Source organism: Pseudomonas sp. USHLN015 (assembly GCF_037153275.1).
GTDB lineage: Bacteria > Pseudomonadota > Gammaproteobacteria > Pseudomonadales > Pseudomonadaceae > Metapseudomonas > Metapseudomonas tohonis.
On sequence record NZ_JBBCKP010000006.1, the window covers coordinates 122,751 to 139,366 of the forward strand.

At 67.2% G+C, this 16,616-nt stretch carries 13 protein-coding genes; 3 read left to right on the top strand and 10 right to left on the bottom strand.

The genetic code is table 11. The features are described 5' to 3' along the window. The first annotated feature begins 55 nt into the window (after positions 1–55). Both WFQ67_RS13715 and WFQ67_RS13720 read left to right on the top strand, forming a co-directional pair. Complete coding sequence (locus tag WFQ67_RS13715; RefSeq protein WP_173172942.1) at positions 56–610, top strand: NUDIX hydrolase; 555 nt, start codon at positions 56–58, stop codon at positions 608–610. A gap of 40 nt (positions 611–650) precedes the next feature. Continuing rightward, positions 651–1,154, top strand: coding sequence for a L,D-transpeptidase family protein (locus WFQ67_RS13720; RefSeq protein WP_213626102.1), 504 nt, complete (start codon positions 651–653; stop codon positions 1,152–1,154). 112 nt (positions 1,155–1,266) lie between these two features. Here the strand turns inward: WFQ67_RS13720 and WFQ67_RS13725 are convergent, their stop codons facing one another. From WFQ67_RS13725 to purL, 3 genes are all read right to left on the bottom strand, one after another. Beyond that, positions 1,267–1,584 carry a Nif3-like dinuclear metal center hexameric protein gene (locus WFQ67_RS13725; RefSeq protein WP_111263558.1) on the bottom strand — a complete coding sequence of 106 codons (318 nt, stop codon included), beginning with the start codon at positions 1,582–1,584 and terminating at the stop codon, positions 1,267–1,269. A 224-nt stretch (positions 1,585–1,808) separates the two neighbouring features. Further along, positions 1,809–2,123 carry a CDGSH iron-sulfur domain-containing protein gene (locus tag WFQ67_RS13730; RefSeq protein WP_213626104.1) on the bottom strand — a complete coding sequence of 105 codons (315 nt, stop codon included), beginning with the start codon at positions 2,121–2,123 and terminating at the stop codon, positions 1,809–1,811. Continuing rightward, positions 2,101–5,997 (bottom strand): phosphoribosylformylglycinamidine synthase, encoded by a 3,897-nt coding sequence (gene purL / locus WFQ67_RS13735; RefSeq protein ID WP_337057194.1) that lies wholly within the window; start codon positions 5,995–5,997, stop codon positions 2,101–2,103. Before purL ends, WFQ67_RS13730 begins: the two co-directional genes overlap by 23 nt. 223 nt (positions 5,998–6,220) lie before the next feature. Between purL and mltF the strand changes: the two genes are divergently transcribed. Further along, positions 6,221–7,678 carry a membrane-bound lytic murein transglycosylase MltF gene (gene mltF / locus WFQ67_RS13740; RefSeq protein ID WP_213626106.1) on the top strand — a complete coding sequence of 486 codons (1,458 nt, stop codon included), beginning with the start codon at positions 6,221–6,223 and terminating at the stop codon, positions 7,676–7,678. An 18-nt stretch (positions 7,679–7,696) separates the two neighbouring features. Here the strand turns inward: mltF and tadA are convergent, their stop codons facing one another. From tadA to WFQ67_RS13775, 7 genes are all read right to left on the bottom strand, one after another. After that, positions 7,697–8,182, bottom strand: a complete 486-nt coding sequence (gene tadA, locus WFQ67_RS13745) for a tRNA adenosine(34) deaminase TadA (RefSeq protein WP_213626107.1) — start codon at positions 8,180–8,182, stop codon at positions 7,697–7,699. Between the two features lies 1 nt (position 8,183). Beyond that, positions 8,184–9,548, bottom strand: a complete 1,365-nt coding sequence (locus tag WFQ67_RS13750; protein ID WP_173172930.1) for a multicopper oxidase family protein — start codon at positions 9,546–9,548, stop codon at positions 8,184–8,186. Positions 9,549–9,717: 169 nt separating this feature from the next. Continuing rightward, on the bottom strand, positions 9,718–11,298 hold the full coding sequence (locus WFQ67_RS13755) for an ABC transporter permease (RefSeq protein ID WP_337057196.1): 1,581 nt from the start codon (positions 11,296–11,298) through the stop codon (positions 9,718–9,720). After that, positions 11,298–12,317, bottom strand: coding sequence for an extracellular solute-binding protein (locus WFQ67_RS13760; protein ID WP_213626109.1), 1,020 nt, complete (start codon positions 12,315–12,317; stop codon positions 11,298–11,300). Before WFQ67_RS13760 ends, WFQ67_RS13755 begins: the two co-directional genes overlap by 1 nt. A gap of 180 nt (positions 12,318–12,497) precedes the next feature. After that, positions 12,498–14,078, bottom strand: a complete 1,581-nt coding sequence (gene guaA / locus WFQ67_RS13765; protein ID WP_337057197.1) for a glutamine-hydrolyzing GMP synthase — start codon at positions 14,076–14,078, stop codon at positions 12,498–12,500. 112 nt (positions 14,079–14,190) lie between these two features. Next, complete coding sequence (gene guaB / locus WFQ67_RS13770; RefSeq protein ID WP_111263549.1) at positions 14,191–15,660, bottom strand: IMP dehydrogenase; 1,470 nt, start codon at positions 15,658–15,660, stop codon at positions 14,191–14,193. A 161-nt stretch (positions 15,661–15,821) separates the two neighbouring features. Beyond that, positions 15,822–16,595, bottom strand: a complete 774-nt coding sequence (locus WFQ67_RS13775) for a sulfite exporter TauE/SafE family protein (protein WP_263151038.1) — start codon at positions 16,593–16,595, stop codon at positions 15,822–15,824. Positions 16,596–16,616 lie beyond the last annotated feature (21 nt).

Here is a 16,616-nt window from a genome sequence, read left to right on the forward strand (position 1 = left end):
TGCCGTGGGGCCCCCAGCCGCGCCAAGATTGCGCCCTCGACCCCGAGGATTCCCGATGAAGTTCTGCAGCCAGTGCGGCGGCCCCGTGATCCAGCGCATCCCCGAAGGCGACAACCGCCTGCGCCATGTCTGCGAGCTATGCCACACCATTCATTACCTGAACCCGCGCATCGTCGCCGGCTGCGTGCCGGTCTGGGGCGAGCAGGTGCTGCTGTGCCGCCGCGCCATCGAGCCGCGCAAGGGCTACTGGACCCTGCCCGCCGGCTTCATGGAGAACGGCGAGACCATGGAACAGGCCGCCGCGCGTGAAACCGCCGAGGAAGCCTGCGCACGGGTACGCGACCTGCAGCTGTACACCCTGTTCGACCTGCCGCACATCAGCCAGGTCTACACCTTCTTCCTCGCCCAGCTGGTCGACCTGGACTTCGCCGCCGGCGAGGAAAGCCTCGAAGTGAAGCTGTTCCACGAACGTGACATCCCTTGGTCCGAGCTGGCTTTTCCGACTGTCGGACGTACCTTAGAATGCTACTTCGCCGACCGTATCGAGCAGGTCTATCCGGTCCGCAACGAGCCGTTGGCACCCTTGCTGGCCTACTACAAGAAAGCCTGAACGCACTGCCGAATTCGAACACTCTGGGGATGCTGTAGAAATGCGCTGGTTGCTCCTTGCCTTCATCTTTTGCTTTACCTCCCTGTCCCACGCCAGCGCCGCCCCCAGCCTCGAAGGCAAGGGCATCGACAAGGTGCTGGTGGTCAAATCCGAGCGCAAGTTGTTGCTGATGAACCGCGGCAACATCCTCAAGAGCTACCGCATCTCCCTGGGCAAGCAGCCCAAGGGGCCGAAATTGCGCGAAGGCGACCAGCGCACGCCCGAGGGCTTCTACTGGATCGACTGGCGCAAGACCAGCGACAAGTACAACCTGGCGATGCACATCTCCTACCCCAATGCCCGCGACTCCCTGCAGGCGCGCCAGAAGGGTGTGCCGGCCGGGGGCATGATCATGATCCACGGCACCCCGCTGGACGAGGAATACCCCGAGTGGTACTTCCACACCCTGGACTGGACCGAGGGCTGCATCGCCATGAAGAACGCCGACATGCGCGAGATATGGAACCTGGTGAAGGACGGCACGCTGATCGAGATCCGCCCCTGAGGGACCGAACGGCAGGCATGAAAAGGCGCCCCAGGGCGCCTTTTTTCATTCAGTGGTTCCCCGCGTGGGAGGATGGCGGGGAACAGCCCCGCACGCCGCGAGGGTGGGCGACTCAGAACACCAGGTCGGACAGGCGCCAGACCTCATAGGCCGGCGTCTCGTAGGGATGCGCCTGCTTGAGGGCGCGCACGGCATCGTGGATCAGCTCGTCGGCGACGACCATCTCCACCTTCCACTCGGACACATGCTCCACCCGGCCCACCTCGCCGATGAAGGGGTCGGCTTCGGCCAGGGGACGGAACTGGCCCTGGCCCAGGCTCTGCCAGCAGCAACTGTCATAGGCACCGATTCGGCCACCACCCGCCGCGAAGACCGCTTTCTTGACCGGCTCGAGATGGGACTCCGGAACGTAGAAGCACAGCTTGTACATCAATCACTCCACAGGCAATTACAGGCTGGACGCTAGTGGCCAGATGATGCCATCGGAAGATGGCACTTCGCCAATACTTTGTCGCGACCAGCGTCACGATACCGGCATTCGACTGGCTACCGGTCGAAGTGTTCAGCGCCGCCATAGAGCAGTTGGCCATAAGCGGGGCCGGCCTGAGCGCCCCGAGCGGAGCGCGATGGAGCCGGGACGAGCCAGGCTTGCGGTCAGCCGCCCTGCCAGAACCGACGCCACTTGTCCTTCAGCGAAGGCGCGGCGCGGGCGTGGCTGCCGTCGCAATACGGCAAGCGTTGCGACAGGCCGCAGCGGCAGAGGATGAGCAGTTGCTGGCGTTCGATGTGAAGCGAGAGGCCCTGCCGGCAGTCGCCTGGGCAATCGGGAAGCCGGGGCGAGTGCCCGCAGCGGCAAAGCAGGAGGGTGGCGCCGGGTTCGACCCGGCGCACCTCCGGTAGCGAAGCGCCCTCCCCCGTATCCGGAAGCGGGCGCTCGCCGGCGTCGTCAGTCGACCCAGACGCGGGCATTGCGGAACATGCGCAGCCAGCCGCCGTCTTCCTGCCACTCGTCAGGGCGCCAGGAGTTCTGCACGGCACGGAACACGCGTTCCGGGTGCGGCATTATGATGGTCACGCGACCATCGCGGCTGGTGAGGCCGGTGATGCCACGGGGCGAGCCGTTCGGGTTGGCCGGATAGCTCTCGGTGACCTTGCCGTGGTTGTCGACGAAGCGCATGGCCACGCAACCGGACAGGTCGGCTTCCAGCAGGGCTTCCTCGCTCTCGAACTCGGCATGGCCTTCGCCGTGGGCGATGGCGATGGGCATGCGCGAGCCGGCCATGCCGCGCAGGAAGATCGACGCCGACTCCTGCACCTGGACCATGGCCACGCGGGCCTCGAACTGCTCGGAGCGGTTGCGCACGAAGTGCGGCCAGAACTCGCTGCCCGGGATCAGCTCGTGCAGGTTGGACATCATCTGGCAACCGTTGCACACGCCGAGGGCGAAGCTGTCCTTGCGCTCGAAGAAGGCCTGGAAGCCGTCACGGGCACGGGCGTTGAACAGCACCGACTTGGCCCAGCCCTCACCGGCACCGAGCACGTCGCCGTAGGAGAAGCCGCCGCAGGCCACCAGGCCCTTGAACTCTTCCAGGCTGACGCGGCCGGCGAGGATGTCGCTCATGTGCACATCGATGGCGGCGAAGCCGGCACGGTCGAAGGCGGCCGCCATCTCGACCTGGCCGTTGACGCCCTGCTCACGCAGCACGGCGACCTTGGGACGCGCGCCCTTCTTTATATAGGGAGCGGCGATGTCCTGGTTGACATCGAAGCTGAGCTTCACCGACAGGCCGGGGTTGTCTTCGTCCAGCAGGACGTCGAACTCCTGGTCGGCACAGGCGGCGTTGTCGCGCAGGCGCTGGATCTGGTAGCTGGTCTCGGTCCACTGGCGCTGCAGCATGCGGCGCTCACCGGCGAACACCGGCTCGCCGTTGAAGGCGATGGCGACATCGGCACCATTGACCGGCTGGCCGATGACGGCCACGCAGTCGCCCAGGCCGGCGGCGCTGAACTGGGCCAGCACTTCCGCGGTGGCGCCCTGCTGGACCTGGATGACCGCACCCAGCTCTTCGTTGAACAGCACGGCCGCCAGCTCGTCGGCGGAATCGGCCAGGGCATCGAGTTGCAGGTCGAGACCGCAATGACCGGCGAAGGCCATTTCCAGCACGGTGGTCAGCAGGCCGCCGTCGGAACGGTCGTGGTAGGCCAGCAGCAGGCCGTCCTGGTTCAGGCCCTGGATCACGGCGAAGAAGGCCTTGAGGTCTTCGGCATCGTCGACGTCCGGAACGGCCTGGCCGAGCTTGGCGTAGGTCTGGGCGAGGATCGAGCCGCCCATGCGGTTCTGGCCACGGCCAAGGTCGACCAGGATCAGGTCGGTCTCGCCCTTGTCCAGGCGCAGTTGCGGGTTGAGGGTGCGGCGTACGTCCTGCACCGGGGCGAAGCCGGAGATCACCAGGGACAGCGGCGAGGTCACGGACTTGTCCACGCCCTCGTCCTGCCAGCGGGTCTTCATGGACATGGAGTCCTTGCCCACCGGGATGGTGATGCCCAGCGCCGGGCACAGCTCCATGCCCACGGCCTTGACCGTGTCGTACAGGCGCGCGTCCTCGCCCGGGTGGCCAGCGGCGGCCATCCAGTTGGCGGACAGGCGGATGTCGGAAATCTTCTCGATGCGTGCCGCCGCCAGGTTGGTGATGGTCTCGCCGACCGCCATGCGGCCCGAGGCCGGGGCGTCCAGCAGGGCCAGCGGGGTGCGCTCGCCCATGGCCATCGCCTCGCCGGTGTAGACGTCGAAGCTGGTGGCGGTGACGGCGCAGTCGGCCACCGGTACCTGCCACGGGCCGACCATCTGGTCGCGAGCCACGAGGCCGGTGATGGTGCGGTCGCCGATGGTGATCAGGAAGCTCTTGCTGGCCACGGCCGGGTGGTGCAGCACACGGCTGACCGCGTCGGCCATGTCGACACGGGCGGCGTCGAAGTCATCGCCCTGCTCGGCTTCGCGGGTCACGCTGCGGTGCATGCGCGGCGGCTTGCCCAGCAGGACGTTGAGCGGCATGTCCACCGGCTTGTTGCCGAAGTGGCTGTCGGCGACGGTCAGGTGCGGCTCCTCGATGGCCTCGCCGACCACCGCGAAGGGGCAGCGCTCGCGTTCGCAGATGGCCTTGAAGCGCTCGAAGTCGGCGGCGTCCACCGACATCACGTAGCGTTCCTGGGACTCGTTGCACCAGATTTCCAGCGGGCTCATGCCCGGCTCGTCGTTGGGCACGGCGCGCAGTTCGAAACGGCCGCCGCGGCCACCGTCGTTGATCAGTTCCGGCAGGGCGTTGGAAATGCCGCCGGCACCCACGTCATGGATGAACTTGATGGGGTTCTCGGCACCCAGCTGCCAGCAGCGGTCGATCACTTCCTGGCAACGGCGCTCCATTTCCGGGTTGTCGCGCTGCACGGAGGCGAAGTCCAGGTCGGCGGAACTGGCACCGGTGGCCATGGAGGAAGCGGCACCACCGCCCAGGCCGATGAGCATGGCCGGGCCACCGAGGACGATCAGCTTGGCGCCGACCGAGATCTCGCCTTTCTGCACGTGCTCGGCGCGGATGTTGCCCATGCCGCCGGCGAGCATGATCGGCTTGTGGTAGCCGCGCACTTCTTCACCGTGGGGGGTGTCGATGGCCTGTTCGAAGGTACGGAAGTAGCCGTTCAGCGCGGGACGGCCGAACTCGTTGTTGAACGCGGCGCCGCCCAGCGGGCCCTCGATCATGATGTCCAGCGCGGTGACGATGCGCTCGGGCTTGCCATAGGGCTTCTCCCAGGGCTGCTCGAATCCGGGGATCTGCAGGTTGGAGACGGTGAAGCCGGTCAGGCCCGCCTTGGGCTTGGCGCCCCGGCCGGTGGCACCTTCGTCGCGGATCTCGCCGCCGGAGCCGGTGGAAGCACCGGGGAAGGGAGCGATGGCGGTCGGGTGGTTGTGGGTCTCCACCTTCATCAGGATGTGCACCGGCTCCTCGGTCGCGCCGTACTGGCGGGTTTCCGGGTTGGGGAAGAAGCGCCCGGCGGTGAAGCCCTCGATGACCGACGCGTTGTCCTTGTAGGCGGACAGCACGCCTTCGCGGTTCATCTCGTAGGTGTTCTTGATCATGCCGAACAGGCTCTTCTCCTGCGCCTGGCCGTCGATGTCCCAGCTGGCGTTGAAGATCTTGTGGCGGCAGTGCTCGGAGTTGGCCTGGGCGAACATCATCAGCTCGACGTCATGGGGGTTGCGCCCCATCTCGTTGAAGCTCTTCACCAGGTAGTCGATCTCGTCGTCGGCCAGGGCCAGGCCCAGCTCGACGTTGGCGCGGGCCAGGGCATCGCGGCCGCCGCCGAGGATGTCGACCACGGTCAGCGCCTTGGGCTGCGCGTGGCTGAACAGGCCCGAGGCCTCTTCCAGGGCGCCCAGCACCAGTTGGGTCATGCGGTCATGCAGCGCGCTGGCGATCAGTTGCGCCTCGGCGTCGGAGAACTGGCCGGCGACGTAGTAGGCGATGCCGCGCTCGATGCGCTCGATCTTGGCCAGGCCGCAGTTGCGGGCGATGTCGGTGGCCTTGCTCGACCAGGGCGAGATGGTGCCCAAGCGCGGCAGCACCAGGAACAGGCGGCCGGACGGCTCCTGCACCGGGACGCTGGGCCCGTACTTGAGCAGGCGCGCCAGGACCTTTTCCTCGTCGGCGGTAAGAACGCCGGTGACTTCGGCAAAGTGGGCGAACTCGGCGTAAAGACCGGTGACGGCGGGAACCTTCTGGGTCAGTTGCTCGAGCAGTTTGCCGTGGCGAAAGGCGGAAAGGGCGGGGGCACCGCGCAGGATCAACATCTTCTGGACAGCCTCTGGGAAGGGGTGTGCTTAGAGGCCGTGCATTCTAGCGCAAAGCGCCTGGTTCCGGCACCCGTGCCGTACCGCTCGAAGCGGCCTTCCGAGGAGCGGCAGGGCGAGCGCGCACCGGCCGCAAACGCCCACCCCCGGGGGCCTGCAGCTAGCAGAGAAGATTTCCACTGTCGAGATATGGCAAGGATCGGGGTTTGCGTATACTGCGCCGATGTTCACCCCACCCGTGTTCCGCAAGCGTCGTGCCTTCTGGCTATTGGCGACCGGAATCCTCCTGCTGCTCGGAGGCTGCAAACAGCCGTCCACCCTCGAGCGCATTCAGGAGGAGGGTGTGCTACGCGTGGTCACCCGCAACAGCCCGGCCACCTATTTCCAGGACCGCAACGGCGAAACCGGCTTCGAGTACGAACTGGTGAAACGCTTCGCCGACGACCTGGGCGTCGAGCTGCAGATCGAGACGGCCGACAACCTCGACGACCTCTTCGCCCGCCTCGGCCAGGCCAATGGCCCGGTGCTCGCCGCCGCCGGCCTCGTCGCCAGCGATGCGCGCCAGCACGAGTCGCGCTTCTCCCACCCGTACCTGGAAGTCACGCCGCAGGTCATCTACCGCAATGGCGAGCGCCGCCCCACCCGCCCGGAAGACCTCGTCGGCCAGCGCATCCTGGTGCTCAAGGGCAGCAGCCATGCCGAGCAACTGGCCGCGCTCAAGGTGCAGTACCCGGAGCTGAAGTACGAGGAATCCGACGAAGTGGAGATCGTCGACCTGCTGCGCATGGTCGACGAAGGGCAGATCGACCTGACCCTGGTGGACTCCAACGAGCTGGCGATGAACCAGGTGTACTTCCCCAACGTGCGCGTCGCCTTCGACCTGGGCGATGCCAGCAACCTGGCCTGGGCCGTCGCGCCCGGCGAGGACGACAGCCTGCTCGACGAGGTCAACGGCTTCCTCGACAAGGCCAAGGAAAACGGCACCCTGCAGCGCCTCAAGGATCGCTACTACGGCCATGTCGACGTGCTCGGCTACGTCGGCGCCTACACCTTCGCCAAGCACCTGCAGCAGCGCCTGCCCAAGTACGAGCAGCACTTCCGCCAGGCCTCCCAGGACAACCAGGTGGACTGGCGCCTGCTGGCCGCCATCGGCTACCAGGAATCCCTCTGGCAACCGACCGCCACCTCCAAGACCGGCGTGCGCGGCCTGATGATGCTGACCCAGGACACCGCCAAGGCCATGGGCGTGGCCAACCGCCTGGACCCCAAGCAGAGCATCGTCGGCGGCAGCAAGTACTTCGGCATGATCAAGCAGGGGCTGGCCGATGAGCTGGTGGAGCCGGACCGCACCTGGTTCGCCCTGGCCGCCTACAACATCGGCATCGCCCACCTGGGGGACGCGCGCAAGCTGGCCGAGGCCGAGGGCCTGAACCCGAACAAGTGGCTGGACGTGAAGCAGATGCTGCCGCGCCTGTCGCAGAAACAGTGGTACCGCAAGACCCGCTACGGCTATGCCCGTGGCGGCGAGACCGTGCACTTCGTGCAGAACATCCGCCGCTACTACGACATCCTCACCTGGGTGACCCAGCCGCAGATGGAAGGCTCGCAGGTGGCCGAGAGCAACCTGCACGTCCCCGGCATCGACAAGCGCAAACCCAGCGAAGACACCCCGCCGCTCTGAAAGCGCACGACCCGTCCTTCAGCCCTTCAGCGAACGCCGCGCCCTGAAGAACTCGCTGAGGATCGCGCCGCACTCCCCCGCCAGCACCCCGCCCTCCACCAGCACCCGGTGGTTGAGGAAGTCCTGGGTGAAGAACTGGCCCCGGCTGATCGCCACGCCCGCCTTGGGCTCGGTGGCGCCATAGACCACGCGCGCCACGCGTGAATGGACGATGAGCCCGGCGCACATGCTGCAGGGCTCCAGGGTCACGTACAGCGTACTGCCCACCAGCCGGTAGTTTTCCAGCGCCAGCGCCGCATCTCGGATGGCGACCATCTCGGCGTGGGCACTGGGGTCGTGCCGTGAGATCGGGCAGTTGAAACCGCGCCCGATCACCCGGCCGTCCTGCACCAGCACCGCGCCGACCGGCACCTCGCCCAGGGCCGCGCCCTCTGCGGCGAGCGCCAGGGCCTCGCGCATGAAGTCCTCGTCACGGCTGCGGTCGACGATCATCGGCTGGCGCATCTCAGGCCACCTCGATCGCGGCCATCAGGCCGGTCTCCATGTGGTCGATGACGTGGCAGTGGAACATCCACACGCCGGGGTTATCGGCCACCAGGGCGATGCGCGCGGTCTCGTTCTTGCCCAGCAGGTAGGTGTCGGTGAAGTAGGGGACGATGTCCTTGCGGTCCGAGCCGATCACCTTGAAAGCCATGCCGTGCAGGTGGATCGGGTGCAGGTACTGGGCCATGTTGCGCAGCTCGAAGATGTAGTGGCCGCCCTTCTTCAACGTGGCGATGGGGCGATCGGCGCAGGTCTTGTCCTGGATGTCCCAGGCCTTGCCGTTGATCTGCCAGTAGTTGCTCGGCCGGCCGGCGGCGCTGGTCAGGGTCGCCGCCCACTCGAACTTGAAGCTGAGGGTCTCGGCCTTCTCCAGGTCCGGCTCCGGCACCGGGTTGGCCGGCAGCGCGGGCGGCCAGTCGCCGGCCGGCTCCTGGCTCGCCACGCTCTTGAGCGTCGCCAGGCGCAGCGGCCCGTTGCGCAGCGGTAGTTCCTGGCCGGCGGCGGGCACCTTGAGCGCCAGCTCGATGCGCATGCCCGGGCCGAGCCAGTACTCCTTGCCCAGCTCGCGCGGTGCGATGGGGTGGCCGTCCAGGGAATAGATGCGCACCTCCGCGCCCGGCATGTTCAGCCGGTAGGTGATGGTGCTGTCGAGGTTCAGCACGCGCAGGCGCACCACCTGCCCGGCGGGCAGCTCCAGGGTCGGTGCCGGCGTGCCGTTGATGGTGGTCAGGCGCCCACGGGTGCCTTCGCGAGCCGCCTCGCGGGGCACGCTGAACTGGGTGAAGGCGCCCTCCTCGTCCACGTGCCAGGTCTTCAGGCTGAGCACGCGCTCGTGACGGAAGCCGCTGGGCTCGCGCTCCTCGACGATCAACGGGCCGACCAGGCCGCGCCCCAGCTGCTCGGCGCTGGACAGGTGCGGGTGGTACCAGAAGCTGCCGGCGTCATCGGTGCGGAAGCGGTAGTCGAAGTATTCGCCCGGCAGCACCGGCAGCTGCGAGACATAGGGCACGCCGTCCATCTCCAGGGGCAGGCGGATGCCGTGCCAGTGGATGGTGGTGGGCTCGTCGAGCTTGTTGATGAAGCGCACGCGCAGCCAGTCGCCCTGGCGTGAACGCAGCTCCACGCCCGGCGCCTGGCCGCCGTAGGCCCAGGCCGGGGTGACGTGGCCGGACACCAGTTCGAGGTCCAGCGGCGCGGCGATCAGCTCGTAGTCGTGGGTCTTGGCATCGAGGTTGCGGCCCAGCCAGTAGCGGGTGCCGCCGGCGCCGAGGCCGACCACGCCGAGGCCGACCAGGCCGCCGAGAATCTGTCTGCGGGTGAATGACACGGAATCCAGGCTCCTGTGAGTAATGCTTCGCGGGGCCATCAGGCGGTGCGTTGTCGCTCTGCGGCGACAGGAAGGGCCGGCCTGCATGGGCCGGCTCACGGGTGGCACATTCTGGCACAGCCCCCTTGCATCAGGGCAGCGCCGGGCCGTGGCCAGATGCCACAGCCGCCTAGCGGTTGCGCCCCAGGTAGGCGCGGGTGGTCAGCAGGTACACCGGCAGCCCGGACACCAGCACGATCAGCGCGGCATAGGGCGCGGCGGCGGCGTACTCCAGGTTGGCGGTGTGCGACCACACGGCGGTGGCCAGGGTGTCCAGGCCGGTGGGGCCGAGGATCAGGGTGGCCGTCAGCTCCTTCATGCAGTCGAGGAACACCAGCACGAAGCCGGCACCGATGGCCGGGAAGATGATCGGCAGGGTCACCCGGAAGAAGGCCCTGAGCGGCGTCTGCCCAAGGGTGCGCGCGGCCTCCTCCAGCTGCGGCGAGGCTTTCTCCAGCGCCACGCGGATCGGCGACTGGGCCATGGGCATGAACAGCAGGGCATAGGCCACCAGCAGCAGCAGCGTGGTCTGGTAGAGCGCCGGCGCATAACCCAGGGCGAAGAACACCAGGGACAGCGCGATCACCAGCCCCGGCAATGCGTGCAACAGGAAAGGCAGGCGCTCGGCCAGGCGCGCGAGGCGCCCGTGGTAGCGCACCACCACCAGCCCCACCGGCAATGCCAGCAGGCAACTGATCAGCGCGCCGCCGAAGGACAGGTAGAGCGACGAACCCAGGGTGCGCAGGATATCCATCAGCGGGAAAGCGGCCGAGCTGCCCTCGTGGATCCAGAAGCCGAGCATGGCCAGCGGCGTGCCCGAGCCGACCACTACCAGCACCACCAGCAGCGCCTGGATCGGCCAGTCCCACAGGCCCAGGCGCACCGGCGCGGTACGCCGCGCCACGCCTTGCCCGGTACGGGCGAAACCGCGCCCGCGCAGGCGCAGCTCCATGCCCATCATCAGCATGCACAGGGCCAGCAGCAGCGCCGAGAGCATCGCCGCGTTGGCGTTGCTGAATTCCAGCTCGAACTGCTGGTAGATGGCCGTGGTGAAGGTCTGGTAGCGCATGATCGACGGCGCGCCGAATTCCACCAGCATGTGCAGCGCCACCAGCAGCCCGGTGCCCATCAGGGTCGGGCGCAACAGCGGCAGGGTGACCCGCCAGAACACCTGGCGCCGGGTGTAGCCGAGCATGCGCGCGGACTCCTCCAGCGCCGGGTCGAGGTTACGCAGGGTCGCCACCACCGGCAGGTAGATCAACGGGTACTTGGACAGGATCATCACCAGCGCCGTGCCGCCGAGGCCTTCGAACACCGGGCTGATGGAAATCCACGAGAAGCCGGCGACGAAGGCCGGGATCGCGAACGGCAGGCACAGCAGCACGTTCCACTGGCGACGCCAGCGCAGGTCGCTGCGTTCCACCAGCCAGGCCAGGGCCAGGCCGAGCAGCACGCAACCGGCGGTCACCAGCACCATCAGTTTCATGGTGTTGGCCAGCAGGTGGAACACGAAGGGGCGCCACAGCAGCTGCCAGGCGGTGTGCCAGCCGGATTCCCAGCTGCGCACGGCGACGTAGAACAGGGGCAGCGCGGCGACCAGCAGCAAAGCCAGGACCGGCACCTGCAGCCAGATGGGCGGGGTGCGGCGACGGCGGCCGAAGGGTTTCGACGTGGAGGCCGCCAGGGCCGGGTCCAGGACTTCGGATTGCATCAGTTCAGCCCGACCTCGCGCTCCAGTTCCAGGGCGTCCTCGGCCAGGCCGATGTCGGCGGCGGTGAGCTTGGGCGGGCGCAGCTGGTCATAGGGCTTGAGCAGCGGGTCGGCCGGCACCTTCTGGTTCACCGGGTACTCGGCGGACTGGCTGAGGATGGCCTTCTGGCCCTCTTCGCTGAGCATGAAGGCGACGAACTGCTGGGCCTCCTTCGGGTGCTTGCTGGCCTTCACCACCGCCACGCCGGACACGCTGGCCAGGCCACCGGCATCGCCGTCGGCGAAGTAGTGCAGCTTGCTCTTGAGCTCGCCCTTCTCCTTCTTCAGGGCCATCCAGTAGTAGCTGTTGATCAGTGCGGCGGCGACTTCGCCATTCTCCACCGCCTTCATGGCGATGACGTTGTTGGTGTAGGTGGAGCCGAAGGCCTTGAGGCCGGTCAACCACTCCTCGGCCTTCTCGCGGCCCTGGAGCTTGATGATCGCGGCCACCTGGCCGAGGAACTCACCGCTGCTGGGCACGAAGGCGATCTTGCCGCTCCACTCAGGGTCGGCCACCTCGAGCACGCTCTGCGGCAGGGGCTGGTCGCCCAGCTCCTCGGGGTTGTAGGCCAGCACGCGCACGCGCGAGGTGACGCCGATCCAGTTGCCGGCGGGGTCGGCGAACTGCGGCTCGACCTGCTTCAGGGCGCTGTCGTCCACCTTGGCCAGCAGGCCCTGGCCCGCCAGCTTGATCAGCGGCGGCGCCTCTTCGGTGTAGATGATGTCGGCGGGCGAGCGCTCGCCTTCCTCGGCGATCTGGTTGGCCAACTGGCCACCACCGCCCTTGCGGATGCGCACCTGGATGCCGGTGGCTTTGGTGAAGGCCTCGGCGACGGCCTTGCCGGTCGCTTCGTGCTGCCCGTTGTACAGAGTCAGGGTCACTGCGTCGTCGGCCCGGGCCACCATGGGCAGCAGCAGGCCGAGGGACAGAACACCCGCGCAGCAGGCGCGGGCCAACGCAGTTACGAGACGTGCCGACATAAGCCACTCCTATCAACTCAGCAATAATCGGAAACGATTATACGGACCAACTGCGCTTCATTCTCAAGAAAAGGCTGCGACAGGTTGCTGCGGCAGATGAGAGGAAGCCGGGGCAGATATGAAAAAGGCGCGGACCGCATGCGGTCCGCGCCTCCGACGCTTGCCTTCAGGCGCGCGCCGTCATTCCCACTCGATGGTCGCCGGTGGCTTGCTCGACACGTCGTAGGTGACGCGGGAGATGCCTTCGATCTCGTTGATGATGCGGTTGGAGACCTTCTCCAGCAGCTCGTAGGGCAGGTGCGCCCAGCGCGCGGTCATGAAGTCGATGGTTTCCACGGCACGCAGGGCGACGACCCAGGCGTAGCGACGGCCGTCACCGACCACGCCGACCGATTTCACCGGCTGGAACACCACGAAGGCCTGGCTGGTCTTGTGGTACCAGTCGAAGGCACGCAGCTCCTCGATGAAGATGTGGTCTGCGCGGCGCAGCAGGTCGGCGTACTCCTTCTTCACCTCGCCGAGGATGCGCACGCCCAGGCCCGGGCCCGGGAACGGGTGGCGGTAGACCATGTCGTAGGGCAGGCCCAGTTCGAGGCCGATCTTGCGCACCTCGTCCTTGAACAGCTCGCGCAGCGGCTCGACCAGCTCGAACTGCATGTCTTCCGGCAGGCCGCCGACGTTGTGGTGGGACTTGATCACGTGGGCCTTGCCGGTCTTGGCGCCAGCCGACTCGATCACGTCGGGGTAGATGGTGCCCTGGGCGAGGAACTTCACGTCCTTGAGCTTGGTGGCTTCCTCGTCGAACACCTGGATGAAGGTGCGACCGATGATCTTGCGCTTCTCTTCCGGGTCGGAGACACCGGCCAGGCGGCCCAGGAACAGTTCCTCGGCGTTGGCGCGGATCACCTTGACGCCCATGTTCTCGGCGAACATGGCCATCACCTGGTCACCCTCGTGCAGGCGCAGCAGGCCGTTGTCGACGAAGACGCAGGTCAGCTGGTCGCCGATGGCCTTGTGCAGCAGGGCCGCGACCACGGAGGAGTCGACACCGCCGGACAGGCCCAGCAGCACCTTGTTGCTGCCCACCTGGGCGCGCACGGTGGCGATGGCGTCGTTGACGATATTGGAGGGGGTCCACAGGGCTTCGCAGCCGCAGATCTCCAGCACGAAGCGGGAGAGGATGCGACCGCCCTGCTTGGTGTGGGTCACTTCCGGGTGGAACTGCACGCCGTAGTAGGCGCGGCTGTCATCGGCCATGGCGGCGATCGGGCAGCTCGGGGTGCTGGCGAGGATGTGGAAACCCTCGGGCATGGCGGTGACCTTGTCGCCGTGGCTCATCCACACATCGAGGCCGAGCACGCCGTCAGCGTCGACGTGATCTTCGATGCCGTCAAGCAGGCGGGCCTTGCCGACCACGTCGACACGGGCGTAGCCGAATTCACGCAGGTCGGAACCCTGGACCTTGCCGCCGAGCTGCTCGGCCATGGTCTGCATGCCGTAGCAGATGCCGAACAGCGGGACGTCGAGATCGAACACCGCCTGCGGGGCGCGCGGGCTGTTGGCCTCGTGCACCGACTCCGGGCCGCCGGCGAGGATGATGCCCTTCGGCGCGAAGGCGCGGATGGCATCGTTTTCCATGTCGAACGGGTGGATCTCGCAATACACGCCGATCTCGCGCACGCGGCGGGCGATCAGCTGGGTGTACTGGGAGCCGAAGTCGAGGATCAGGATGCGGTGGGCGTGGATATCTTGATTAGCCATGAGCTTTCCTTCGGAAAGAGCTTGAAGCTGAAAGCCAGAAGCTGGAAGTGCAGGGCGAAAGTCATGCTTCCGTCCTCCAGCTTCCAGCTTCCAGCACCTGTTACGCGGCCCCTTAACCTACGCGGTAGTTGGGCGCCTCTTTGGTGATCTGCACGTCATGCACATGGGACTCGGCCATGCCGGCACCGGTGATGCGCACGAACTCCGGCTTGGTGCGCATCTCCTCGATGGTGGCGCAGCCGGTGTAGCCCATGGAGGCGCGCAGGCCGCCCATCAGCTGGTGGACGATCGCGGACATGGCGCCCTTGTAGGGCACGCGGCCTTCGATGCCTTCCGGGACGAGCTTCTCGGCACCGGCCGAGGAGTCCTGGAAGTAGCGATCGGAAGAGCCCTGGGCCTGGGCCATCGCACCCAGCGAACCCATGCCGCGGTAGGCCTTGTAGGAACGGCCCTGGAACAGCTCGACCTCGCCCGGTGCCTCTTCGGTACCGGCCAGCATGGAGCCGATCATCACGGCCGAGGCGCCGGCAACGATGGCCTTGGACAGGTCGCCGGAGAAGCGGATGCCGCCGTCGGCGATCAGCGGGACGCCGGTGCCGGCCAGGGCGGCGGCGACGTTGGCGACCGCGGAGATCTGCGGCACGCCGACGCCGGCGACGATGCGGGTGGTGCAGATGGAGCCCGGGCCGATGCCGACCTTGACCGCATCGGCGCCCGCTTCGGCCAGGGCCTTGGCGGCTTCGCCGGTGGCGATGTTGCCGCCGATCACCTGGACTTCGGGGAAGGTCTGCTTGACCCAGCGGACGCGGTCGATCACGCCCTTGGAGTGGCCGTGGGCGGTGTCGACGATGATCACGTCGACGCCGGCGTTGACCAGCGCGGTGACGCGGTCACCGGTATCGGCGCCGGTACCGACGGCAGCGCCGACGCGCAGGCGACCCTGGTCGTCCTTGCTGGCCAGCGGGTAGGCCTTGGCTTTCTCGATGTCCTTGACGGTCATCATGCCCTTCAGGCTGAAGGCGTCGTCGACGATCAGGACCTTCTCGATGCGGTGCTTGTGCAGCAGCTCGCGGACGGTGTTCTTGTCGGCGCCCTCCTTGACGGTGACGAGGCGCTCCTTCGGCGTCATCACCTCGCGGACGCGGGCGTCCAGGCGGTTCTCGAAGCGCACGTCGCGGGAGGTGACGATGCCCACCAGGTCACCGTTGGACAGCACCGGCACGCCGGAGATGTTGTGCTGGCGGGTCAGCTCGAACAGGTCGCGCACGGTGGCGTCGGCCTCGATGGTGATCGGGTCCTTGACCACGCCGGCCTCGAACTTCTTCACCTTGCGGACCTCGGCGGCCTGCTGCTCGATGGTCATGTTCTTGTGGATGATGCCGATGCCGCCTTCCTGCGCCATGGCGATGGCCAGGCGGGCTTCGGTCACGGTGTCCATCGCGGCGGACAGCAGGGGGATGTTCAGTTCGATGCCGCGCGTCAGGCGGGTCTTGAGGCTGACGTCCTTCGGCAGGACCTCGGAATACCCCGGGATCAGGAGTACGTCGTCGAAGGTGAGGGCTTCTTGGCTGATGCGCAGCATGGCGGGGCTCCCAGGCGGGAAAATTGGAAGCGCGGCATTATATCTCAGCTGTGATGGCGCGCTCAATGCGGCTGTAGCACCGTCGAGCGCTGCCCGGGTACTTTTTTTGCAGGGCCTGGTTTTGCCGCGAGCCGGCTCCCCGCAACGGGAGCCGGCGGCGCTCATGCCGCCAGGTAACGCCACACCAGCGCCACGCCGCTGCACAGCACCAACCAGGTGACCAGGCGCACGAAGGCCTCGCGGGAGAGACGCAGGGTCAGGCGCCGCCCTGTCCACAGCCCCAGCGCCATGGCCGGCAACAGGCACAGGGCGAGCAGCAGGATCTGCCGGTCGGCGTAGAGCCCCGCGATGACGAACAACCCCAGGCGCACCAGGGTGCTGCAGCCGATCAACGCGCTCTGGGTGGCCCGGATCTGCTCCTTGGCCTGCAGGCGGCCGCTCAGGTAGAGCGCATAAAGGAAGCCGCCACTGCCGAACAGCGCCCCGAAGGTGCCGCCGAAGACGCCGAAAGGCACCACCCAGAAGGGCTTCATCGGAGCCTGCCGCACCGGCTGCAGGAACAGCGACCAGATGGCATAGGCGCAGACGAACAGGCCGAACAGCAGCATCAGCAGTTCGGCATCCAGGTTCACCAGCCCGTAGGCACCGATGGCGCAGCCCAGCGCCATGCAGGGCAGCAACCGGCGCAGCTCGGTGCCGGCCACCGCGCGCCGGGCCGACAGCCAGCTACCGGCGGAGGCGACGAAATCCAGCAGCACCAGCAGCGGGATGATCCGCGCCATGGGCAGGCTGCCCACCAGCAGCGGCCCGGCCACCAGCGCCGTGCCGAAGCCGGCGATACCGAACACCACGTAGGCCAGGGCGATGGCGCCGGCGATCAACAACCAGTCGGTCGGCGAGAACGGCAGGAGGGCGAACAGGCTTGCGAAACTCATGGAACGGCGCTCGGCAGGGGA

What these genes read in the sequence shown, in the direction of transcription:
- purL (WP_337057194.1), bottom strand. Translation starts at nt 5,997, where the DNA reads ATGTTGATCCTGCGCGGTGCCCCCGCCCTTTCCGCCTTTCGCCACGGC.
- WFQ67_RS13760 (WP_213626109.1), bottom strand. Translation starts at nt 12,317, where the DNA reads ATGTCGGCACGTCTCGTAACTGCGTTGGCCCGCGCCTGCTGCGCGGGT.
- guaB (WP_111263549.1), bottom strand. Translation starts at nt 15,660, where the DNA reads ATGCTGCGCATCAGCCAAGAAGCCCTCACCTTCGACGACGTACTCCTG.
- WFQ67_RS13730 (WP_213626104.1), bottom strand. Translation starts at nt 2,123, where the DNA reads ATGCCCGCGTCTGGGTCGACTGACGACGCCGGCGAGCGCCCGCTTCCG.
- guaA (WP_337057197.1), bottom strand. Translation starts at nt 14,078, where the DNA reads ATGGCTAATCAAGATATCCACGCCCACCGCATCCTGATCCTCGACTTC.
- WFQ67_RS13775 (WP_263151038.1), bottom strand. Translation starts at nt 16,595, where the DNA reads ATGAGTTTCGCAAGCCTGTTCGCCCTCCTGCCGTTCTCGCCGACCGAC.
- tadA (WP_213626107.1), bottom strand. Translation starts at nt 8,182, where the DNA reads ATGCGCCAGCCGATGATCGTCGACCGCAGCCGTGACGAGGACTTCATG.
- WFQ67_RS13715 (WP_173172942.1), top strand. Translation starts at nt 56, where the DNA reads ATGAAGTTCTGCAGCCAGTGCGGCGGCCCCGTGATCCAGCGCATCCCC.
- WFQ67_RS13755 (WP_337057196.1), bottom strand. Translation starts at nt 11,298, where the DNA reads ATGCAATCCGAAGTCCTGGACCCGGCCCTGGCGGCCTCCACGTCGAAA.
- WFQ67_RS13725 (WP_111263558.1), bottom strand. Translation starts at nt 1,584, where the DNA reads ATGTACAAGCTGTGCTTCTACGTTCCGGAGTCCCATCTCGAGCCGGTC.
- WFQ67_RS13720 (WP_213626102.1), top strand. Translation starts at nt 651, where the DNA reads ATGCGCTGGTTGCTCCTTGCCTTCATCTTTTGCTTTACCTCCCTGTCC.
- mltF (WP_213626106.1), top strand. Translation starts at nt 6,221, where the DNA reads ATGTTCACCCCACCCGTGTTCCGCAAGCGTCGTGCCTTCTGGCTATTG.